This is a genomic window from Brevundimonas sp. UBA7838 (genome assembly GCF_002500885.1).
Lineage (GTDB): Bacteria > Pseudomonadota > Alphaproteobacteria > Caulobacterales > Caulobacteraceae > Brevundimonas > Brevundimonas vesicularis_C.
Window position 1 is genome coordinate 1 of record NZ_DLTK01000069.1, and the last position, 21,221, is coordinate 21,221.

The 21,221-nt window shown below is 66.1% G+C and carries 22 protein-coding genes; 10 read left to right on the forward strand and 12 right to left on the reverse strand.

The window, feature by feature from the left end; genetic code table 11:
- Both B3T77_RS05355 and B3T77_RS05360 read left to right on the forward strand, forming a co-directional pair.
- On the forward strand, positions 1 to 284 hold a 284-nt coding region (locus B3T77_RS05355; protein WP_292077963.1), incomplete at its 5' end, for a murein hydrolase activator EnvC family protein.
- Between the two features lie 139 nt (positions 285 to 423).
- The gene (locus tag B3T77_RS05360) at positions 424 to 1,800 is read left to right on the forward strand and encodes a S41 family peptidase (RefSeq protein WP_292077965.1); all 1,377 of its coding nucleotides are present in this window, start codon (positions 424 to 426) and stop codon (positions 1,798 to 1,800) included.
- 39 nt (positions 1,801 to 1,839) lie between these two features.
- Here B3T77_RS05360 and B3T77_RS05365 read toward each other — a convergent pair whose 3' ends face one another.
- Together B3T77_RS05365 and B3T77_RS05370 are read right to left on the reverse strand one after the other, a co-directional pair.
- Entirely contained in the window at positions 1,840 to 3,012 is a 1,173-nt protein-coding gene (locus B3T77_RS05365; protein ID WP_292077968.1) for a carboxynorspermidine decarboxylase, read from the reverse strand.
- A gap of 13 nt (positions 3,013 to 3,025) precedes the next feature.
- On the reverse strand, positions 3,026 to 4,231 hold the full coding sequence (locus B3T77_RS05370; RefSeq protein ID WP_292077973.1) for a saccharopine dehydrogenase family protein: 1,206 nt from the start codon (positions 4,229 to 4,231) through the stop codon (positions 3,026 to 3,028).
- 314 nt (positions 4,232 to 4,545) lie between these two features.
- Here B3T77_RS05370 and ffh point away from each other — a divergent pair, with 314 nt between their 5' ends.
- The 3 genes from ffh (at position 4,546) to rimM (ending at position 7,254) form a co-directional block, all read left to right on the forward strand.
- Complete coding sequence (gene ffh, locus B3T77_RS05375) at positions 4,546 to 6,081, forward strand: signal recognition particle protein (RefSeq protein WP_292077977.1); 1,536 nt, start codon at positions 4,546 to 4,548, stop codon at positions 6,079 to 6,081.
- 24 nt (positions 6,082 to 6,105) lie between these two features.
- Entirely contained in the window at positions 6,106 to 6,657 is a 552-nt protein-coding gene (gene rpsP / locus B3T77_RS05380; RefSeq protein ID WP_165114081.1) for a 30S ribosomal protein S16, read from the forward strand.
- 69 nt (positions 6,658 to 6,726) lie between these two features.
- Positions 6,727 to 7,254 carry a ribosome maturation factor RimM gene (rimM, locus tag B3T77_RS05385; RefSeq protein ID WP_292077984.1) on the forward strand — a complete coding sequence of 176 codons (528 nt, stop codon included), beginning with the start codon at positions 6,727 to 6,729 and terminating at the stop codon, positions 7,252 to 7,254.
- Here the strand turns inward: rimM and B3T77_RS05390 are convergent.
- Positions 7,251 to 7,424, reverse strand: coding sequence for a YegP family protein (locus B3T77_RS05390; protein ID WP_112862816.1), 174 nt, complete (start codon positions 7,422 to 7,424; stop codon positions 7,251 to 7,253). The genes rimM and B3T77_RS05390 overlap by 4 nt on opposite strands.
- 159 nt (positions 7,425 to 7,583) lie before the next feature.
- On the opposite strand from B3T77_RS05390, the gene B3T77_RS05395 reads away from it, so the two are divergent.
- Complete coding sequence (locus B3T77_RS05395) at positions 7,584 to 8,300, forward strand: glutathione S-transferase N-terminal domain-containing protein (RefSeq protein WP_292077987.1); 717 nt, start codon at positions 7,584 to 7,586, stop codon at positions 8,298 to 8,300.
- A 57-nt stretch (positions 8,301 to 8,357) separates the two neighbouring features.
- On the forward strand, positions 8,358 to 8,753 hold the full coding sequence (locus tag B3T77_RS05400) for a DUF3597 family protein (protein WP_039245841.1): 396 nt from the start codon (positions 8,358 to 8,360) through the stop codon (positions 8,751 to 8,753).
- 14 nt (positions 8,754 to 8,767) lie between these two features.
- Here the strand turns inward: B3T77_RS05400 and B3T77_RS05405 are convergent, their stop codons facing one another.
- The 8 genes from B3T77_RS05405 to B3T77_RS05440 form a co-directional block, all read right to left on the reverse strand.
- On the reverse strand, positions 8,768 to 9,952 hold the full coding sequence (locus B3T77_RS05405; protein WP_292077994.1) for a benzoate/H(+) symporter BenE family transporter: 1,185 nt from the start codon (positions 9,950 to 9,952) through the stop codon (positions 8,768 to 8,770).
- Between the two features lie 58 nt (positions 9,953 to 10,010).
- Positions 10,011 to 10,808 carry an enoyl-ACP reductase FabI gene (locus B3T77_RS05410; RefSeq protein WP_169802112.1) on the reverse strand — a complete coding sequence of 266 codons (798 nt, stop codon included), beginning with the start codon at positions 10,806 to 10,808 and terminating at the stop codon, positions 10,011 to 10,013.
- A gap of 101 nt (positions 10,809 to 10,909) precedes the next feature.
- Positions 10,910 to 11,788 carry a UTP--glucose-1-phosphate uridylyltransferase GalU gene (gene galU, locus B3T77_RS05415; RefSeq protein ID WP_292077995.1) on the reverse strand — a complete coding sequence of 293 codons (879 nt, stop codon included), beginning with the start codon at positions 11,786 to 11,788 and terminating at the stop codon, positions 10,910 to 10,912.
- Positions 11,789 to 11,871: 83 nt separating this feature from the next.
- The gene (locus tag B3T77_RS05420) at positions 11,872 to 12,939 is read right to left on the reverse strand and encodes a substrate-binding domain-containing protein (protein WP_292077999.1); all 1,068 of its coding nucleotides are present in this window, start codon (positions 12,937 to 12,939) and stop codon (positions 11,872 to 11,874) included.
- A 90-nt stretch (positions 12,940 to 13,029) separates the two neighbouring features.
- Complete coding sequence (phnE, locus tag B3T77_RS05425; protein WP_045809538.1) at positions 13,030 to 13,842, reverse strand: phosphonate ABC transporter, permease protein PhnE; 813 nt, start codon at positions 13,840 to 13,842, stop codon at positions 13,030 to 13,032.
- Complete coding sequence (phnD, locus tag B3T77_RS05430; protein WP_066554060.1) at positions 13,839 to 14,855, reverse strand: phosphate/phosphite/phosphonate ABC transporter substrate-binding protein; 1,017 nt, start codon at positions 14,853 to 14,855, stop codon at positions 13,839 to 13,841. Before phnD ends, phnE begins: the two co-directional genes overlap by 4 nt.
- Positions 14,852 to 15,661, reverse strand: coding sequence for a phosphonate ABC transporter ATP-binding protein (phnC, locus tag B3T77_RS05435; protein ID WP_055808912.1), 810 nt, complete (start codon positions 15,659 to 15,661; stop codon positions 14,852 to 14,854). The genes phnD and phnC overlap by 4 nt, the downstream gene beginning before the upstream one ends.
- 106 nt (positions 15,662 to 15,767) lie before the next feature.
- On the reverse strand, positions 15,768 to 16,997 hold the full coding sequence (locus tag B3T77_RS05440) for a DUF2254 domain-containing protein (RefSeq protein ID WP_292078005.1): 1,230 nt from the start codon (positions 16,995 to 16,997) through the stop codon (positions 15,768 to 15,770).
- Positions 16,998 to 17,226: 229 nt separating this feature from the next.
- Between B3T77_RS05440 and B3T77_RS05445 the strand changes: the two genes are divergently transcribed.
- The 3 genes from B3T77_RS05445 to B3T77_RS05455 are packed head-to-tail and all read left to right on the forward strand — an operon-like array spanning position 17,227 to position 19,998.
- On the forward strand, positions 17,227 to 18,492 hold the full coding sequence (locus B3T77_RS05445; protein ID WP_039245976.1) for a type III PLP-dependent enzyme: 1,266 nt from the start codon (positions 17,227 to 17,229) through the stop codon (positions 18,490 to 18,492).
- Between the two features lie 49 nt (positions 18,493 to 18,541).
- Positions 18,542 to 18,916 carry a four helix bundle protein gene (locus B3T77_RS05450; RefSeq protein WP_292078008.1) on the forward strand — a complete coding sequence of 125 codons (375 nt, stop codon included), beginning with the start codon at positions 18,542 to 18,544 and terminating at the stop codon, positions 18,914 to 18,916.
- 38 nt (positions 18,917 to 18,954) lie between these two features.
- On the forward strand, positions 18,955 to 19,998 hold the full coding sequence (locus B3T77_RS05455) for a 1,9-bis(guanidino)-5-aza-nonane synthase (RefSeq protein ID WP_292078009.1): 1,044 nt from the start codon (positions 18,955 to 18,957) through the stop codon (positions 19,996 to 19,998).
- Positions 19,999 to 20,059: 61 nt separating this feature from the next.
- Here the strand turns inward: B3T77_RS05455 and B3T77_RS05460 are convergent, their stop codons facing one another.
- A complete protein-coding gene (locus B3T77_RS05460; protein ID WP_165114028.1) occupies positions 20,060 to 21,208 on the reverse strand; it encodes a CobW family GTP-binding protein in 1,149 nt (382 codons plus the stop codon).
- Positions 21,209 to 21,221: the final 13 nt, after the last annotated feature.

Here is a 21,221-nt window from a genome sequence, read left to right on the forward strand (position 1 = left end):
GAACCTCCGGCTGGCGCTGGCGGGCCGACCGCGCGGCCGTCATCGCGCCCGCCGACGCCAAGGTCGCCTACGCCGGGCCGCTGACGGGGTGGGGCAATGTGGTGGTGCTGGACCTCGGTCCCGGCTGGCGCGCCGTCATCGCCGGCCTGGAAAGCGTCGATGTGGGCCCGGACGCCCGAGTTTCGGACGGCCAGACCCTAGGGCGCAGCGGCCCGGACGGCGATGTCTATTTCGAACTGCGCCGCGACGAACGGCCGATCGATCCGGGACCGTGGTTGCGTTGAACCCGCAATAGTCCTTTGCATTCTCGTCTGACGCTGATTTTATCGGCGGGACGCCGCGTCGCCACGATTTGGTCGTGAGGACGGGGCCTTAACCTACCTACGGGCGCCCACAGTGATCGGCCCGACCGAAAGAGACCGAATGCGTAAACTGCTCCTCGTCGGCTGCGCCGCTCTGGTGCTCGGCGGATCCGCCGCTGCTGTCAGCAGCCAGACCCCGCGAAACGAAACCTTCCGCATGCTGGAGCTGTTTGGCGACGTGGTGGGCATCGTCGAGCAGGCCTACGTCGTCCCGGTCGACAACAAGAAGCTGATCGAGGCCGCGCTGGCCGGCATGATGACGGCGCTGGACCCGCACTCCAACTATCTGCCGCCCTCCAACTACGACGATCTGCGCGAGCGCACCGAGGGTCAGTATTCGGGCGTCGGCCTGACCATCAGCGCCGACGGCGGCATGGTGAAGGTCATTTCGCCGATGGACGACAGCCCCGCCGCCAAGGCCGGGGTCCAGGCCGGCGACGTGATCTCTTCGATCGAGGGCCAGAACGCGGCGGGCCTGACGGTCAGCCAGGTGTCCGAAAAGCTGCGCGGCGCGGTGGGCACCAGCGTCAAGGTGACCTTCCTGCGCGACGGCTCCGATCCGCTGGAAGTGACCCTGACCCGCGAGGTCATCAAGGTTCAGTCGGTCACCGGCCGGGTCGAGGGCGACTTCGGTTACTTGCGCGTCTCGACCTTCAACGAAAACACCGGCCGCGAGCTGAACGAGGCCATCGCCAAGATCAAGGCCGAGAAGCCGGGCGTGAAGGGTTATGTCCTGGACCTGCGCAACAATGGCGGCGGCCTGCTGAACGCCGCCATCGACGTCTCCGACGCCTTCCTGGAACGCGGCGAGATCGTCAGCCAGCGGGGCCGCAAGCCCGAGCAGATCCAGCGCTATTCCGCCAAACCCGGCGACGTCACCGGCGGCCTGCCGCTGGTCGTCCTGGTCAACTACGGCTCGGCCTCGGCGTCGGAAATCGTCGCCGGCGCCCTGAAGGATCATCAGCGCGCAACCATCGTGGGCCTGACCAGCTTCGGCAAGGGTTCGGTGCAGACCGTGATCCCGCTGCGTCAGGGTCAGGACGGCGCCTTGTCGATCACGACCGCGCGCTACTACACCCCCTCGGGCGCCTCGATCCAAAAGATCGGCATCGAGCCGGATCTGGAAGTCGCCCGCAACGAGGCAGAGGCCCGCATCGTCTCGCGCTCCAGCTTCATCTATTCTGAGGCCGCCTACGCCACGGCCCTGGACGCCTCCATCGGCGCCGAGCGCAAGGGGCCGCACACCCCCCGCGAAGCCCCGGGCGACAAGTTCGACAAGGAAAAGGACTATCAGCTTCAGCGCGCGCTGGACGTCCTGCGCGCCGGCGGCGACCTGTCGAAACTGCCGCCCCCGCCCGAAGGCATCGTCGTCACCGAGCCGGGCTCGACGCCCAAGCCCGACGCCGAACCGACGGCGGACGAACCGAAAGAAGAATGAGGTGGGAAGGGGCGGCGCGAGCCGCCCTTTTTCTTGCGCCTACGACAGACGGTCGCGGAAGGCCGAATAGTCGAACTCGCGCACCGTTCTCAGCGCATCCGTCTGGGAGTTCCACAGCACGATGGACGGCAGCGGCACGCCGTTGAAGGTATTGGTCTTCACCATCGAATAGTGGGCCTGGTCCAGAAACGCGATCCGCGTCCCCGGCGTCGGCCGCTCGGCGAAGACGTAGTCGCCGATGATGTCCCCGGCCAGGCACGACGGCCCGCCCAGCCGCACCGTCACCCCATGTTCGGACTCTTTCAGCAGCGCGGGGCGATAGGGCGCCTCGATCACATCGGGCATATGGCAAGTCGCCGAGATGTCGGTGATGCCGATGGGCATGCCGTTGTCGAACACGTCCAGCACCTCGCCGATCAGGATGCCGGCGTCCAGCGCCACGGCCTCGCCCGGCTCCAGATAGACCTGAACTCCGTGCCTGGCCTGCAGATCGCGCACGAAGGCGATCAGATCGTCGGTCTGATAGTCGGCGCGGGTGATGTGGTGCCCCCCGCCCAGGTTCAACCATTTGATCCCGCCCAGCAGCGGCGCCAGCTTGGGCTCCACCGCCGCCCAGATGCGCGACAGCGGCTGGAAGTCCTGCTCGCACAGCGCATGGATGTGCAGACCATCGACGCCGATCAGATGGTCGGCCGTCAGTTGCGACACCGGAAAGCCCAGGCGCGAACAAGGCTGGGCCGGGTCGTATTTGGCGACCTCGCCTTCGGAATGTTCGGGGTTCAGCCTCAGGCCGATCTCGAACACCTGCCCTTCAGCCCGCGCCTTGGCGATCAGGTCGGCGAAACGGGCGATCTGGGCCGGGTTGTTGAAGATGACGTGATCCGACAGACGCAGGATCTCGGGCAGGTCCTGCGCCGTATAGGCCGGCGAATAGGTGGTGAGCTCGCCCTTGTAGAACTCGCGCGCCAGCCGCGCCTCCCACAGACCCGAGGCGCAGACCCCGTCGAGGTATTCGCCGACCACATCGGCCAGCGACCACATCGAAAACGCCTTCAGCGCCAGAAGCACGCGCGCCTCCGCCCCGTCGCGCACGCCCTTCAGCACGGACAGATTGCGACGGATGGCCGCCTCGTCCACCACGAAGGCGGGCGAGGCGACGCGGTTCAGGTCGAAATGCGCAAAGGCACCCGGATCGCCGGCCTGGGTCTGCATTCAGTCGGTCCGATCAGAAGTCCAGAGGGGCGTCCAAATCCTGAACCTTCCACGGCAGGCCGTGCTTGTTCAGCATGTCCATGAAGGGGTCGGGGTCCAGCTGCTCCATGTTGAACACGCCATCGCCCTTCCACTGGCCGGTCACCATCAGGGCCGCGCCGATCATGGCCGGCACGCCGGTTGTGTAGCTGACGGCCTGGTTGCCGGTCTCGGCATAGGCCTCTTCGTGGTCGCAGATATTGTTGACGTAGACCGTCTTCTTGACCCCGTCCTTCAGGCCGGTGGCGATGACGCCGATGTTGGTCTTGCCCTTGGTGATCGGACCTAGCGAGGCCGGCTCGGGCAGCAGGGCCTTCAGGAACTCGATCGGAATGATCTCGCGGCCCTGGAACTGCATCGGCTCGATTGAGGTCATGCCGATGTTTTCCAGCACTTCGAGGTGCTTCAGATAGCTGTCGCCGAACGTCATCCAGAAGCGGATGCGCTTGATCTCGGGATAGAACTTCGCCAGCGATTCCAGCTCCTCATGGTACATGAGGTACATGTTCTTGGGACCCACGCCCTCGAAGTCGAAGGTCTGTTTGTGGCTCAGCGCCGGGCCTTCGACCCACTGGCCGTTCTCCCAGTGACGCGAGTTCGCCGTCACTTCGCGCAGGTTGATCTCGGGATTGAAGTTGGTCGCAAAGGGCAGGCCGGTGTCGCCGCCGTTGCAGTCCAGGATGTCCAGCGTCTCGATGGAATCCAGCAGGTGCTTCTTGATGTAGGTGGTGAAGACCGAGGTCACGCCGGGGTCGAAGCCCGAACCCAGCAGCGCCATCAGGCCGGCGTCCTTGAAACGGTCCTGATAGGCCCACTGCCACTTGTATTCGAACTTGGCCTCATCGCGCGGCTCGTAGTTGGCGGTGTCCAGATAGTCGACGCCGGCGGCCAGGCAGGCGTCCATGATCGACAGGTCCTGATAGGGCAGAGCCAGGTTCACGACCAGTTCGGGCTGCACTTGCTGGATCAGCGCCGTGGTCGCCGCCACGTCGTCGGCGTCGATGGTCGCCGTGTCGATGTCGACGCCGAAGCGCGACTTTACGGACTGGGCGATCGCATCGCACTTGGACTTGGTGCGGCTCGCCAGGGTGATATGCGAGAAGATGTCCGCGTTCATCGCCATCTTGTGGACGGCCACCGAACTGACGCCGCCTGCGCCGATAACCAGCACCTTGCTCATCTGTGCTTCTCCCGAAGTCTGAAACCCTGGCGACAGCGCCGCCCCTATAAAGGGCGCGGCTCTTAGCACGATGATGACAATCCGCTAAATCCCTGCGCCGATATTGGCTCTTATAGCGTGACCGGATCGCTCCGGTTGCCTTTGTAAGGTTTTTCCGCCATAAGCCGCCGCTTCCGACGCAAGTGAACCTGCGTCTCCACCGGGACGACCCTCATTTCGATGAGACGAGCCTGGCGAGAACCCTCCGCCGACGTGATCGTCGCCGGGGGCCGTTGTCGTATGGAGCCGTTTCACCCGTCGCTATGAGGTAGTGAATGTTCGAGGCTCTGAACGAGCGGCTGACAGGCGTCTTTGACCGGATCACCGGGCGCGGCGCCCTGTCCGAAAAGGATGTCGCCGAGGCGATGCGCGAAGTGCGCGTGGCCCTGCTCGAGGCCGACGTCGCCCTGCCGGTCGTCAAGGAATTCATCGCCTTCGCCACCGAGCGCGCGACCGGCGAAGAGGTCATCCGTTCGGTCAAGCCGGCCGATCAGGTGGTCAAGATCGTCTATGACGGCCTGATCGAGATGCTGGGCGGCGAAGAGCCGGTCCCGCTGAACACCAACGCCAATCCGCCCGCCGTGGTGCTGATGGCCGGCCTTCAGGGCTCGGGCAAGACCACGACCTCGGCCAAGCTGGCGCTGCGCCTGACCAAGTTCGATCGCAAGAAGGTCATGATGGCCTCGCTGGACACGCGCCGTCCGGCGGCGATGGAACAGCTGGCCACCCTGGGCAAGCAGATCGAGGTCGCCACCCTGCCGATCGTGGCGGGCGAAAGCGCCGTCCAGATCACGCGCCGGGCGCTGCAATCGGCGAAACTCCAGGGCTTCGACGTTCTGATCCTCGACACCGCCGGCCGCATCACCCTGGACGAGGGGCTGATGAACGAGGTGGCCGAGGTCACCGACATCGCCAAGCCCGTCGAGACCCTGCTGGTCGCCGACAGCCTGACCGGCCAGGACGCCGTCCGCACCGCTAAGGCCTTCCACGAGCGCCTGCCCCTGACCGGCCTAGTCCTGACCCGCGCCGACGGCGACGGTCGCGGCGGCGCCATGCTGTCGATGCGGGCCGTCACCGGCCTGCCGATCAAATATCTGGGCGCCGGCGAAAAGGTCGATGCGCTGGACGTGTTCGACGCCCGTCGCGTCGCCGGCCGCATCCTGGGTCAGGGCGATATCGTCGCCCTGGTCGAAAAGGCCAGCCAGGATCTGGACCAGGCCAAGGCCGAGAAGATGGCCCGCAAACTGGCCAAGGGTCAGTTCGATCTGGATGACCTTGCCGGCCAGCTTCAGCAGATGAAGCGGATGGGCGGGCTTCAGGGCATCATGGGCATGCTGCCCGGCGTGGCCAAGATGAAGGGTCAGATGGCCGAGAGCGGCATCGACGACCGCATGATCCTTCGTCAGGAAGCGATCATCTCCTCGATGACCAAGGCCGAGCGCAAGAAGCCCGACCTGCTGAACGCCTCGCGCAAGAAGCGCATCGCCGCCGGCGCCGGCGTCGATGTGCAGGATGTGAACCGGGTTCTGAAACAGCACCGCCAGATGGCCGATGTGGTCAAGTCGATGGCGCGCGGCGGACCCAAGAAGATGCAGCAGATGGCCGCCATGCTGGGCGGCCTCGGCGGCGGCGGCATGCCCGGAATGGGCGGCGGCCCCGACATGGCCCGCCTCAAGGCGCTGGGCGGCGGCAAGATGGCCGAACCCTCCGCCGACGATCTGAAAGCCATCCAGGACCGGCTCGCCGGACTGGGCGGCGGACAACTTCCGGGAGGTCTTCCTGGCCTGCCGGGCTTCCCTCCCAAGAAATAACGACTTCCTAGAAAGAGACCTGAAATGCTGAAGATTCGTCTGGCCCGCGGCGGCGCCAAGAAGCGCCCCTACTACCACATCGTCATCGCCGACTCGCACTCGCCGCGCGACGGCAAGTTCATCGAGAAGGTCGGCAGCTACAACCCGATGCTGCCCAAGGACGGCGCCCAACCGCGCGTCGCCCTGAAGGTCGAGCGCATCGCCGAATGGCTCGGCAAGGGCGCCCAGCCGACCGACCGCGTCGCCCGCTTCCTGTCGCAGGACGAAACCCTGGGCCAGAAGGTCAAGTGGACGCAGTCGAACAACCCGAACAAGGGCGCTCCGGGCAAGAAGGCGCAAGAGCGCGCCGCCGAACGCGCCCAGCGCGAAGCCGACCGCCTGGAAGCCGAAGCCGCCGCCAAGGTCGAGGCCGCTGAAGCCGCCGCCCGCGCCAAGGAAGAGGCCGCCGCCGCCGCCGAAGCCGCCAAGAACGCTCCCGCTGCTGAAGAAGCGCCTGCCGAAGAAGCTCCGGCCGCTGACGCCGCCGCCGAGGAAGCCCCCGCTGCTGAAGCGACCGAGGAAAAGGCCGAAGGCTAAGCCTTTCGGTTTGACGATGATCAGGGCGGCGTCTTTCGACGCCGCCTTTTTCATGGGTTAAGAACACACATGACCACGGACAGCAGATTGATCCTCGTCGGCCAGATCGGCGGCGGCTTCGGCGTGCGGGGCGAGGTGCGGGTGACCGCCTTCACCGCCGATCCCCTGGCCCTGACCGCCTATGGCCCTCTGCTGCGCGCCGATGGGACCGTGGCCTTGACCTTGACCTCGACGCGGCCCGACAAGAACGGCGTCGTCGGCCGCGCCAAGGAGATCGCCACAAAGGAACAGGCCGACGCCCTGCGCGGCCTGAAGCTGCACGTCCCCCGCGACCGGTTCCCCGAGCCGGACGAGGACGAATTCTACCTCGCCGATCTCTTGGGCGTTCAGGTCCGCGATACGGCGGGCGCCGTCATGGGCACGGTGAAATCGGTCCAGAACTTCGGCGCCGACGACATGCTGGAGATCGCGCCCGCCGCGGGCGGCCCGACCTGGTATCTGCCCTTCACCAAGGACGCGACGCCGGAACTGCACCTGGCCGACGGCTGGCTTCTGGCCGTGCCGCCGACCGAGGTGGGCGAGCGCGAGCCCGATTAGGCGTCCTCTACGGGCGCGTCGCCGACGTGCTTCTTGATCGATTCGATCGCCCGCTTGGCGCCCGACTTGTCTGCGTAGCCCTCGGTCGAGAAGATGACCTCGGAATTGTATTTGAAGCGGACGCGGTATTCGCCGGCCTTGTCCTGATAGACTTCGAACTTGTGCGCCATCGGGCGTTCCCCTGAATGCGACCGTCGATCGGTCACGGCAAGGCTGGCATCGCTAGCTGTACGGTTCCAGACACAAGGCCGCGATTTAATGGCGCCAATGACTGTTGCGAAGCCTGAGGACCGCGCCAACATAAGGGCGGAAACCCGCAGAGGCTTGCCATGACCGACCTGTCCGCCTTCCCGATCACGAAACGCTGGCCGGCCCAGCATCCCGATTGTATCCAGCTCTATTCCCTGCCGACGCCCAACGGCGTGAAGGTCTCGATCATGCTGGAGGAGGTCGGCTTGGCCTATGAGCCGCACCTGATCGACATCACCAAGAACGAGACCTGGGGGCCGGAGTTTTTGTCGCTGAACCCCAACGGCAAGATCCCTGCCATCCTCGATCCGAACGGCCCGAACGGAAAGCCGCTGGCCCTGTTCGAATCCGGCGCCATCCTGATCTATCTGGCGGAAAAGACCGGCAAACTGCTCTCGGCCGACCCGGCGACCCGCTACGAGACGATCCAGTGGATCATGTTCCAGATGGGCGCGATCGGCCCGATGTTCGGCCAGCTGGGCTTCTTCCACCGCTTCGCCGGCAAGGACTACGAGGACAAGCGCCCGCGCGACCGCTATGTCGCCGAAAGCCGCCGCCTGCTGGGCGTGCTGGAGACGCGGCTTGCCAATGAAGGGGGAGAGCCCCGCGACTGGCTTGTCGGCAACTATTCCATCGCCGATGTCGCCACCCTGGGCTGGGTCCGCAACCTGATCGGCTTCTACGAAGCGGGCGAAATCGTCGGCTTCGCCGACTTCCCGCGCGTCGCCGCTTGGCTGGAGCGCGGCTTGGCCCGCCCCGCGGTCCAGCGCGGCCTCAACATCCCGGCGCGCGACTGATCTGAACCTCGCCCCGTCGGTCGCGTTGTCTGCTCACAACCAACAGGAGCGCGACCGATGGGCATCTTCTCTTCGATCTGGAACAAGATCACGGGCCACAAGCCGAAGGCGGCCCCCGTTCCGCCGCCGGCCTCGACGGCCGGTATTCCTGCGCCGAACGCGGCGCCGGCGCCGACCGCCGCGCCGGCCTTGCCGCCCGTCGATGTCGAGGCGGTCCTCAGCGATCTGGCGGCGTCCAAGGGCGGCGGCGGCAACTGGCGCACCTCGATCGTCGATCTTCTGAAACTGCTGGACCTGGATTCCAGCCTGGCCGCCCGCAAGGAGCTGGCCGAGGAACTGAACGTCCACGCCGGCGAGCACGGCTCGGCCGAACAGAACATCGCCCTGTCCAAGGCGGTCTGGAAGAAGCTGGCCGAAAACGGCGGTCAAGTCCCGGCCTCGCTGCGCGACTAGCCCCCCCAGCTGGATCAGGCCGGCGGTCTGATCCAGCGCATCGCGGCCAGCGCCGCAAACCCAACGACCAGACCCCAGAAGGCCGATCCGACGCCGAACAGGGTCAGGCCCGAAGCCGTCGCCGCAAACGCTAGCATGGCCGCCTCGCGCGATCCGACATCCATCATCATGTTGTGCAGCGCGCCGGTCAGCGGCGCGATCAGCGCCAGCCCTGTTACTGCCGCGAGCAAGGCTGGCGGCATGGCGATGAACAGCCCGGCCAGCGGCGCGGCGAGCAGAGCCACGACCAGATAAAGACCGCCGTAGATCATGCCCACGATCCAGCGCTTGGCGACGTCAGGGTGCGCGTCCGGCCCGGTGCAGATCGCCGCCGTTATCGCCGCCAGATTGACCCCATGCCCGCCGAACGGCGCGATCAGCAGGCTGGCGACGCCGGTCGACAGGATCAGTCGGTTGGCGGGCGGCGGATAGCCGGCGCTCTGCAGGACCACCAGCCCGGGCAGGTTCTGCGCCGCCAGCGTCACCAGAAACAACGGAAAGCCCAGGCTGACCGCCGCCTTCCAATCGAAGACGGGCGCGACCGGCTCCAGATGCCCGAACAGGTCGGTCCCGGCGGGCAGGGCCAACTGCCCCCGCATCGCCAGCACCGCAAAGGCCGCCGCCAGCACGGCGGGCAACGCCCAGGTCGGCCACAGCCGTCTGAAGATCAGGAACACCGCGATCAGCCCGACGACCAAGGCCGTCTCGTCCGGCACGACCTTGAACATTCTCAGCACGAACGGCAGCAGCACCCCCGCCAGCATGGCCGAGGCGACGGCCGCCGGTATCCGCGCCGCCAGCCGCCCAAGCGCCGGGATCAGGCCGGTCAGGATCATCAGCAGGGCGGCGAATATGAAGGCGCCGATCGCCGTCGGCCAGGACAGGCCCAGGGTCGAGACCGCCAGCAGGGCCGCCCCCGGCGTGGACCAGGCCAGAACGACGGGGATCTTCAGCCGCCAGCTCAGCAAGGCGCCCGGCGCCCCGATGCCCAGGCACAGGACCGTCACCATTGACCCGATCTGGCCCACGTCCGCACCCACGGCCTGGCCGGCCTGAACGACCAAGGCGACCGTCCCGCCAAACCCGATCACCGTCGCCACGGCGGCGGACGAAAAGGCCGAGGCGGGCAGGGTGCGCATGGAAAAGGCCGGAGCAGTCATGCCCCGGCCTTAAACCGTCGTTTTGGATGGCGGAAGGCTGGGATCCAGCCCTCCTTGATCAGCCCTCGATGTCTTCCGGCAGGCCCACGGCGTGGAAGCCGGCATCGACGTGGACGACTTCGCCCGTGGTCGAACGGCCCAGGTCCGAACACAGCCACAGGGCCGCGCCCGCGACGCCCTCCATCGAGGTCTCTTCCTTGATCAGCGAGAACTGCGCCGACTTGGAGTGCAGGCCGCGCCCGCCCGAGATGCCTGCCAGCGACAGGGTGCGCATGGCCCCGGCCGAGATGGCGTTGACGCGGATGTTCTTGGGACCCAGGTCGCGCGCGATATAGCGGGTCGCCGCTTCCAGCGCCGCCTTGGCCACGCCCATGGTGTTGTAGTTCGGAATGACCCGCTCGGACCCCAGATAGGTGAGGGTGATCAGGCTGCCGCCGTTCGGCATCAGCTTGGCCGCGCGCTTGGACACGTCCACGAAGCTGAAGGCCGAGATGTTCATGGCCAGAAGGAAGCTGTCGCGCGTGGTGTTGTCCACGAAGCTGCCCTTCAACTCGTCCTTGTTGGCGAAGGCCACTGAGTGAACGACGAAGTCGATCGTGCCGAAAGTCTTTTCCAGCTCTGCGAAGGCCGCATCCATCGAGGCGTCGTCGGTGACGTCGGCCGGGATCAGCAGCTTGGCGCCGACGCTTTCCGCCAGCGGACGCACACGGCGCTCCAGGCTCTCGCCCAAATAGGTGAAGGCCAGCTCGGCGCCCTGGGCGGCCAGCTGCGAGGCGATTCCCCAAGCGATGGAGCTGGAGTTGGCCACGCCCATGATCAGGCCCTTCTTGCCCTTCATGAGGTCGCCGGTCGGCATGTTCCAGCCTTCGGAAGTCGCCATGGTTCGTCTCCTGATGATTTGCGCGGAGGGTTAGCAGGGGCGGGCGTAAACCGGAACCCCCGCCGCCTTCCCTAGCGTCAGAGCAGGCCCGCGATCGCTTGGCGGGCCGCATCGCCCAAGTCAGGGCGTTTCAGGGCCAGGGCGACGTTGGCGCGCAGCAGGCCGATCTTGTCGCCGCAGTCGTGGGTCACGCCGGCATACTCGACGGCGGTGAAGCTCTGGTCCGCCATCAGTCGCGCCATGGCGTCGGTCAGCTGGATCTCGCCGCCCGCGCCCTTTTCCTGCGTCGCCAACAGCTCGAAGATTTCCGGCTGCAGGATGTAACGGCCCGAGATCGACAGGTTGGATGGCGCGGTTCCGGCGGCGGGCTTTTCGACCATGCCCTTCATGACGATGCGCGATCCATCGCGGCTGACCGGATCGACGATGCCGTATTTGTGGGTCTGATCTTCCGGGACGGATTCCACGCCGATGATGTTGCCGCCGGTTTCGGCATAGACCTCGGCCAACTGCTTCAGGGCGCCGGGCTGAGAATCCACGATGACGTCGGGCAGGATGACGGCGAAGGGCTCGTGGCCGATGATGTCGCGCGCGCACCAGACGGCGTGGCCCAGGCCCTTGGGCTGCATCTGGCGGGTGAAGCTCATCTCCCCGGCCGAGGCCAGTTCGGCGTTCATCATTTCCAGGATGTCGGTCTTGCCTTTGGCCAGAAGCTGGGCTTCCAGCTCGATCTGGTGATCGAAATAGTCCTCGATGGCGCCCTTGGAGCGACCGGTGACGAAGACGATGTGCTCGATCCCGGCTTCGCGCGCCTCTTCGACGATGTAGGACAGGATCGGCCGGTCGACGACGTTCAGCAGTTCTTTGGGGGTCGTCTTGGTGCCGGGCAGGACCCGGGTGCCGAGGCCCGCGACGGGCAGTACGGCCTTGCGCAGGCGCGCGGGCGTGGTGGTCATCAAATCATCCTGACAGCTATCCCGCCCCTTCTAACCGGTGCGGACCGGCGAAAGAAGGGGCGGAACGGCGGTCGGGTTCCCCCTTACTTGGCGGGGCGGGCCATAGGCGTCATGGCGGCGATGGTCGCGCGCTGGGCCAGCAATTGGTCTTCCGGCAGCGGGATCAGGCCGCGGTCGGCCAGATAGCCGCCCTTGCCGGCGGCGCCTTCCGACAGGAACTCCTGCACGAACTGCTGCAGGCCCGGAATGACGCCGATATGGGCCTTCTTCACATAGATGTAGAGGCTGCGCGACAGCGGGTATTCACCGCTGGCGATGGTGTCGGCGGTCGGGGCCACGCCGTCGATGGTCTCGGCCTTCACCGTGTCCAGGTTCTGTTCCAGGAACGAATAGCCGAACACGCCCAGCGAACCCGGCGTGCGGGTCAGGGTCTGGACGATGGCGTTGTCGTTCTCGCCGGAATCGATCCAGGCGCCGTCCTCGCGCAGGGTGTGGGCGATGCCTTCAAACCGGTCCTTGTCGCCTTCGATCGCCTTGACCGCCGGCACCAGCTTGGCGCCCGGCGTCATGCCCAGCTCCAGGAAGGCGTCGCGCGTGCCCGAGGTGGGCGGCGGGCCATAGACCTGGATTCGCTGGTTCGGCAGGCCGGCGTTGACCTGGTTCCAGGTCTTGGCCGGATTGGCGACGAATTGACCGTTGGCGCCCGGCACTTCCTTGGCCAGGCCCTCGTACAGGTCGTTCAGTTCGAAGTTGAAGCCGTTGCCGTTACGGGCAGTGGCGATGACGATGCCGTCGAAGCCGATCTTGATCTCGACGATGTCGGTGACGCCGTTCTTGGCGCACAGGTCGAACTCGGACTGTTTCATCTGACGCGAGGCGTTGGCGATGTCCGAGGTGGTCGGGCCGACGCCCTGGCAGAAGGCCTGAATGCCGCCGCCGGTGCCCAGCGATTCGACGCGCGGCGCCGCGCCGCCCGAACCGCGCGCGAAGGTCTCGGCGACCCGCGTGGCGAAGGGGAAGACGGTCGACGAACCGGCCGCCCAGATGCCGGAGCGCGCGCCGGAGGCGGAGCCGCCGCCGCCGTTGTCGCCACAGGCCGCCAGGGCCAGAAGGGCGGCGGCCGAAGCCGCCAGTTTCAGTGTGCGGATCATCCAAGGCTCTCCCTGAGCATCGATTTCGCGATCTTAGAGCAGAGGATTATGACAGTCCCGAGAATGGGCCCGCGAAAGGGACCGCCGCCGCTACAGCAGGCGGCGGCGCATTACCTGCGACAGGGTGTCGATCAGGGTCACGGCGACCACGACGACGATGACGATGGCCGAGACGGCGCGGAAATCGAAGGCGTTCATGCTGTCGAACAGCACCTGGCCGATGCCGCCCGCGCCGATCAGACCCAGCACGGTCGCGGACCGGCTGTTGGATTCGAAACGGTACAGGGCGAACGAGGTCCACAGCGGCGCGACCTGAGGCAGGACGCCCCAGACGATCTCGTGCAGCTTGCCGGCGCCGGTGGCGCGCACGCCCTCGACCGGACCCTTGTCGATCGACTCGACCGCTTCCGAGAACAGCTTGGCCAGAACCCCGGCCGTATTCAGGGTGATGGCCAGGACGCCCGCCAGAGGCCCCAGGCCCACGGCGGTGACGAATAGCAGGCCGATCACCAAATCCGGCACAGAACGCAGCAGGTTCATGATCCAGCGCACCGGCGTCACGACCCAGACGGGCGCGATGTTGCGCGCCGCCGCCAGACCCAGCGGGATACCCAGAATCACGGCCAGGAAGGTGCCCCACAGGGCGATCTGCACCGTCTCCCACATCTTGGCGACGAACATCTTCCAGTCGCTGAAGTCGGGACGCAGCAGGTCGTGGACGAACAGCTGGGTGCTGTCGTTGCCGGCGAACAGACGCGAGATGTTGCCCAGATCGACGGCGTCAATGCTGTACAGCAGGACGGCGGCGACGCCGCCCCAGACCAGGACGTCGGCGACCCAGGCGAGGGCGGACTTCTTGGGGGCCGCCGGAATCGCGACGGCGGGAGACGCGACTGCGGTCAAGGCCGGACCTCACGCAGGCTGCGCAGGCGTTGAAGCTCGCGCTCGGCGGCGGCGGCGGCGGCCGTATCGCCCTTGGCGCGGGCCTCGCCCAGTTTCTGGTCGGCGATCATTTCGCGGATCGGGTCCAGATAGCTGTCGTCGGCGGCGGTGAAGCGGGAATATTCCAGGTCCGCCAGAACCTTGCGCTGCCGCTCGGCCTCGGCGCCTTCGCCCTGGCCATAGGTCAGGAAGAAGCCGCGGATTTTTTCCTTCACCGCCGGATCCAGGTCCTCGCGCACGACGATGCCGCTCTCGGGGATCGGCGGCGAGGTCCAGATTTCCTCGATCTGGCCGGCCAGCTGCGGGTTCTCCTTGCGCATGAAGATGGTGTTCACGCTGTTGGAGGTCGCCACGTCGATCACGCCGGTCGCCACGCCGAAGGCATTGGCCTGGTGGTTCGCCGAGCGCACGGTCTTGAAGCACTGGCTGGGGACCACGCCGCGCGGATTGAACAGGAAAGTCAACGGGGCCAGGGTGCCCGACGTCGACTGGGCGTCGCCGATGCCGAAGTTGTACTTCTTGCCGCACGCCATGACCTGATCCAGCGTGATGCCCGATCCCTTCTTGACGATCAGGGTCGACTGATAGCTGTCCAGACCCTCGCGGTTGACGGTGCGGGCGATGACTTCGGCCTTGGCGCGATCGATGGCCTCGACCTCAGGCTTGGCCGAGAACCAGCCCACCTGGGTGTGGTTGCCGCGCATGGCCTCGACCAGGACGGTGTAGTTCGAACCGAAATAGGGCTTCACCGGCACGCCGATGGCCTTGGACATGTCGTCCAGCAGCGGCTGCCACAGCGGGCCGGCCGAGGCCTGGCCTTCGGCGGACAGGATCGAGAAAGTGATCTCGCTGGGCGCGCCGCCCGCAGCCTTCTTGTCCTCGCCGCCGCCGCAGGCCGCCAGGCCCAGGATCATGACGGCGGCGCCGGCCGCAGCGATTAGACGGCGGGTGGGGGAAATGCGCGACAGGCTCATGCCTTGGTCTCCCAGAACGCGTCCTCGAACTCGGGACCGTAGATTTCGATCAGGCGCTTTTGGTCCAGCGCCGTGGACGGGCCGTCATAGACGATCTTGCCGCCTTGCAGGGCGATGACGCGGTCGCAGTAGCGGATGGCGTAATCGACCTGGTGCAGGGTGACGATCACCCCCATGCCGTCGCGCTTGTTCAGCTCGACCAGCAGTTCCATCACCTTGCGGGCGGACACAGGGTCCAGCGAGGCGACGGGTTCGTCGGCCAGGATGGCCTTGGCGCCCTGCACGATGGCGCGGGCGATGGCGCCGCGCTGCTGCTGGCCGCCGGACAGGGTGTTCGCGCGCTGGGCGGCGTAGTCGCTGACGCCGACGCGGTGCAGGGCCGCCATGGCCTTGTCCTTGTCCGCCTGGGGCCACAGGCCCAGCAGGCCCTTCCATCCGGGCAGACGGCCTAGCGCGCCCAGCATGACGTTGGAGAACAGGCTCAAGCGCCCGACCAGATTGAACTGTTGGAAGATCATGCCCAGCTTGCCGCGCGCCTTGCGCACGGCGCCGGTGACCCGGCCGTCCTTCTGCACGGTCTCGCCGAACACCTGGATCGTACCGGCGCCGGCGTCGATCGACTGCAGACCGGTGATGGAGCGGAGCAGGGTGGACTTGCCCGAACCGGACGGACCGATCAGGGCGACCATTTCGCCGGAGGCCACGGAAATCGAGACGCCGTCCAGCGCCTTTCGCGATCCGAAGGTCTTCGACACGTCACGCGCCAGGACTAGCCCAGGGGCGGCGGCGGCTGCGGATGAACTCATGAACTCGCTAGGAGGCTATGGCGAAGGGGCGCCGCAATAAGCTGAAATCGCGCTCGGGCAAGTCCTAATCGCACGTCGGGCGCAATCTCGTCCAGACCCGAGCCGTTCAGGAGCCTTCTGCCGCACACTTCACCCGGACGTAGTCCGCCGGAATCGGCAAGGCGGCGCGCGATCGCTCAAGCGCCTGATCGGCCATCGTCCGGACTGGTGCGGCCAGACAAGGGATTGAGGCCAGCGCCCTCAAGCCTTTTTGCAGTCTGATGGCGACCGCAACGTCGCCGGCCCCGTAACGGGCGATCGGGCCAAACAGATCGTCGAGCAGATCGTCTTCGGAGACGCCCGGCATCATCAGGCGATCGCGCAGGGTCCGCTTCTCGTCTTCCCCGCCGTGTCGGGCCCAGATGTCCATCAGCCTCACGCCGGTCGACACCACCTGAATGGCCGTTCCGGGATCGTTGATACCAGGCGACAGAGCCTTGGCGGCGATCTCGCCCAGAACGATCAGGCCGAAACGCGGGTCTTGATCATAGGAGCGCGAGTCTCCGATCGCGAAGGCGGAGCAGAAGGCGTCCTGGGCCTCTTTGTCGCAGGCCGGCAAGCTGATCCGGGCGAGGACCTCCCCGCGTCGCACGAAGGCGCCGGGCGCGGCGACCACCTCGACCTGGCAGTCCCGTTTCTCGGCCATGGCCTGTAGGCGATCGGGATCGACGTTCTGGACATAGCCGGTTTCCGGCGCCGTCACGTCCGCGCCGTTTTGCAAATGCCCCTCGCGCCCGCCCAGAAATGGATTGTCGCGCCGCTGTTCCAGCGCCTCGCGCGCTCTGGCCTCGACCAGATCGATCATGTGACCGACCCGCGCCAGGCTGGACAGACGGTTGATCCAGGCCAGGAGGCGAAACGCCACCAGCCCCACCATGGCCAGGCTGATCAGGAACAGGATCGCCCGGCCGTTCTGGCCGTAATAATGGGCGTTGATCGCGGTGACGGCGACGATGGCGTAGAGAAAGGCGCCGACGAAGGTCGCCAGCGACTTCTGGGTCTCGTCATCGCTGGTGACCAGGGCCGCGACGCGCGGACTGGCCGCCGACGACACGGACGTATAGGCCGTGACCATCGCGCCGACCGAAAAGGTCGCCACGCCCAGCAGGCTGGACGCCAGAATCGTCAGGATCGATTCCACAGACTCGCCGCCCAGGCGCTCGGCCATCTCCTGCGGCACCCATGGGGCCAGGGCGGCGGCCAGCAAGGCTGCGGCGACGCCCGCGACGGCATAGGCCGTGGCGCGCACCCACAGCTGACGCCGCATCTTGCGCCAAAAGAACAGCCATCGGTTCATGAAACCCTCCGATCATCGCAACGGCGCAGAACGGTCAAGGTTGCCGCTGGATCGTGTCGTAGAGGGCGCAGAGCGGATTTGTGACAGTCAAACCTAAGACCCGCCACGAAAAAACCTCTTTACATGACAGTCGCGCGTCCCCATATCGCGCTCTCCGGCGGACCCCGTAGGTCCTGTCTGCGCCGCTAACGCCGGTCTGGGTTTAACAATTAGCAGGGGGTTACGTGAATTGCGCACGTATCAGCTTCCCCTGGACCTGGTCCGTGAGCGGTCCCCTGAACGTCCCGTCGCCCTCGTGCGGCCGCGTTCGGTTTCCGTAGCGGCGCGCTGGTTCCAGGATAATCTAAAGGCCGACGTCTTCTACGCTGTGAAGGCCAACCCTTCGCGCTGGGTCGTCGAAACCCTGATCGAGGCCGGCGTTCGCGGCTTCGACGTGGCGTCCATCGCCGAGATCGAGCTGGTGCGCTCGGTCAGCCATGACGTGCGCCTGGCCTTCATGCATCCGGTCAAGAGCCGGTCTGCGATCACTAAGGCCTATTTCGATCACGGCGTGCGCACCTTCTCGCTCGACTGCATCGACGAGCTGAACAAGATCCTCGACGCCACCGGCGGCGCGGACGACCTGAACCTGATCGTGCGCATGGCCGTCTCGGCCGACGGCGCCGCCTATACGCTGTCGGGCAAGTTCGGCGTGTCGTCGGATCAGGCGCCGGCCCTGCTGATGGCGACGCGCCAGGCGGTCAAGGACGGCCTGATGGGCGTCTCCTTCCACGTCGGCAGCCAGTGCATGCGCCCGACCGCCTATCAGGCCGCCATGGCCCAGGTCGGCCGGTCGATCAGCCGTGCGGGCGTGATCGTCGATATCGTCGATGTCGGCGGCGGCTTCCCGTCCGTCTATCCGGGCATGGTCCCGCCGGACATGAGCGAATACGCCGACGCCATCCATCGCGGCTTCAACGAGATGCCGGTGTCGGAAACGACCGAGCTGTGGTGCGAGCCCGGCCGCGCGCTGGTCGCCGAATCCTCGTCGATCCTGGCCCGCGTCGATCTGCGCAAGGGGGATGCCCTTTATCTGAACGACGGCTCCTACGGTTCGCTGTTCGACGCGACCCACTCGCGCTGGCCCTTCCCGACCAAGCTGGTGCGGGACGGTGAAAGCGCGGGCGAGCTGAAGGCCTTCCAGTTCTACGGCCCGACCTGCGATTCCATCGACCATATGCCGGGGCCCTTCTGGCTGCCGGCCGATGTGCGCGAAGGCGACTTCATCGAGATCGGCATGCTGGGCGCTTACGGCGTGGCCATGTCGACGGGCTTCAATGGCTATGGCGAACACGACATCGCCGCGGTCGAGGACGCTCCGATGGCCTCGCTGTACGGTCTGGCTCCACGTTCCATCCCCACCGTGCGCACCACGGCGGAAGAGAACGCCCGCAAGGTCGTGCGCCTTTCACGCCCCAAGGGTAAGGCCGGTCAGCGCAAGTCGCGCCGGAAATAGGACGCTGCGCTGATCGTGAGAGGTGAATCGTGAGTCGTGATTGGCAACCATGAGCGACTTGCGAACCCACCGCGATCTCGATGTTTGGAAGCTGTCGCTCGACTGGGTCGAGGCCATCTACCGCTGTTCGGCCTCGTGGCCGTCGGATGAGCGGTTCGGCCTCATCAGTCAGGTTCGCCGAGCCGCAGTCAGCGTCGCCGCAAACATCGCGGAGGGCGCAGGCAGAAAAGGTACTGGCGAGTTCATCCAGTTTATCGGTGTCGCTCGCGGATCGCTGGCCGAGGCCGAAACGCATCTCCTAATCGCTGGGCGTCTGGGCTATCTAACGCCTGATCAACTTCAGTCCTCGCTTGCCGAGATGGAGCGGATTGGGCGCATGCTTTCCGCCCTCTCGACGCGACTGAAGCAACGGCAGAATCCCTGACCGTATCCTATTCACGCCTCACGATTCACGAGTCACCCATGACCTCCAACACCAAGGCCCAGCTGCTGCAGAATGTCGTCGAGCACGTCGACATCACCAGCTTCGATGCGCGCCCGATCATCGACTCGATGCGCAAGATGTCCTTCTCGTCTCGCGACACCGCCCGCGCCGCCGACATCTTCTCGATGGCCATCGAGGACAAGGACTGCTCGCCCTGGCTGATCCTGGCCGGTTCGACCTCGGCCGGCGGCTGCATGCACGTCTACCGCGACATGGTGAAGTTCGGCATGGTCGACGCCGTGGTCGCCACCGGCGCCTCGATCGTCGACATGGACTTCTTCGAGGCCCTGGGCTTCAAACACTATCAGGCGGCCGGCGAGGTGGACGACAACGTCCTGCGCGACAACTACATCGACCGGATCTACGACACCTATATCGACGAGGAAGAACTCCAGGCCTGCGACCATACCATTCTGGAGATCGCCAACCGGCTGGAGCCGCGCGGCTATTCCAGCCGCGAGTTCATCTGGGAGATGGGCAAGTGGCTGAGCGAGGGTAATGCGAAAAAGCCCGGCTCGTTGATCCAGACCGCCTATGAAGAAGGCGTGCCGATTTTCTGCCCGGCCTTCGTCGATAGCTCGGCCGGCTTCGGTCTGGTGAAACACCAGAAGGAACGGGCCGCCGCCGGCCAGCCCTATCTGATGCTGGACGCCATCGCCGACTTCCGCGAACTGACCGACATCAAGATCGCCGCCGGCGTCACCGGCCTGTTCATGGTCGGCGGCGGCGTGCCCAAGAACTTCGCCCAGGACACGGTCGTCTGCGCCGAAATCCTGGGTGTCGAGGCCGAGATGCACCGCTATGCGGTCCAGATCACCGTCGCCGACGTCCGCGACGGCGCCTGCTCGTCCTCGACGCTGAAAGAGGCGGCCTCGTGGGGCAAGGTCCAGACCACCCACGAACAGATGGTCTTCGCCGAGGCCACCACGGTCGTCCCCCTGATCGGCTCCGACGCCTACCACCGCGGCGCCTGGAAGGCCCGCGACAAGCGCCGCTGGAACAAGTTGTTCGAGAAGGGCTGAACAAAGAAAAAGGCCGGTGGATTGCTCCGCCGGCCTTTTGTCTGTCTGTCCACCTTTGAGATCAGGCGGCGCAGGCCTCGAAGCCCGCCTTCAGCGCGGCTTCGTCCAGATCGCGGCCGATGAAGACGGCGCGGCTCCAGCGGCGTTCGGCGGCGCCCCATTCGCGTTGCAGGTCGCCCTCAAGGATCATGTGCACGGCCTGGAAGACCAGGCGGCGGTTCTCGCCCTTGACGTCGATGATGCCCTTGGCGCGCAGGATGTTCTGACCCTGCTCGCCCAGCAGCCGGTCCAGCCAAGCGGTGAACTTGGCCCCGTCCAGCGGCCGATCCAGAGACAGGGAGATGCCCTTGATGTCGTCCTGGTGGGCGTGCCCCCTGACTCCGTGAGAATGGGCGCCGTGATCGTGATCGTGGTGATGTTGGTCGTGCCCGTGATCATGGTCATGGTCATGGTCGTGGTCGTGGTGGTCATTACCGCAGTGTTCGTCATGCACATGGCCGTCCGCGCCGTGCGGCGGGTTCACGAAGTCCGGCTTGACCTCGAGAATGCGCTCCAGATCAAAGGCGCCCAGGCCCAGCACCTGATCCAGCGGCACGTTCGACCGCTCGGCTCGCACGATGGGCGCCAGAGGGTTCAGCGCCCGTAGACGCGCCTCGACCGCGTCCAGTTCGTCAGCCGTCGCCAGATCGACCTTGTTCAGGATGATCCGATCGGCGAAGGCCACCTGCTCGCGCGCCTCTTTGGAGTCGTCCAGGCGCGCCATCACATGTTTGGCGTCGACCAGGGTCGTGACGCTGTCCAGCTGCGTCTTGGCCTTGACGTCCTCGTCCACGAAAAAGGTCTGGGCCACCGGACCGGGGTCGGCCAGGCCCGTCGTTTCCACGATGATGGCGTCGAAGGCGGGCTTGCCGGGACGTTGGCGCTTCATCAGGCCGGCGACCACACGGATCAGGTCGCCCCGTACCGTGCAGCAGACGCAGCCGTTGTTCATCTCGAACACGTCCTCGTCGGCGCCGACCACCAGGTCGTTGTCGATGCCGATCTCGCCGAACTCGTTGACGATGACGGCGTAGCGCTTGCCGTGATCCTCGGTCAGGATGCGGTTCAGCAGCGTCGTCTTGCCCGCGCCGAGATAGCCGGTCAGGACGGTGACGGGGATCTTGCCGTTCGTTGCGGCAGTCGAGGTCGGGGCGGCGAGAGTGTCGGTCATAGGCCGCTAGATG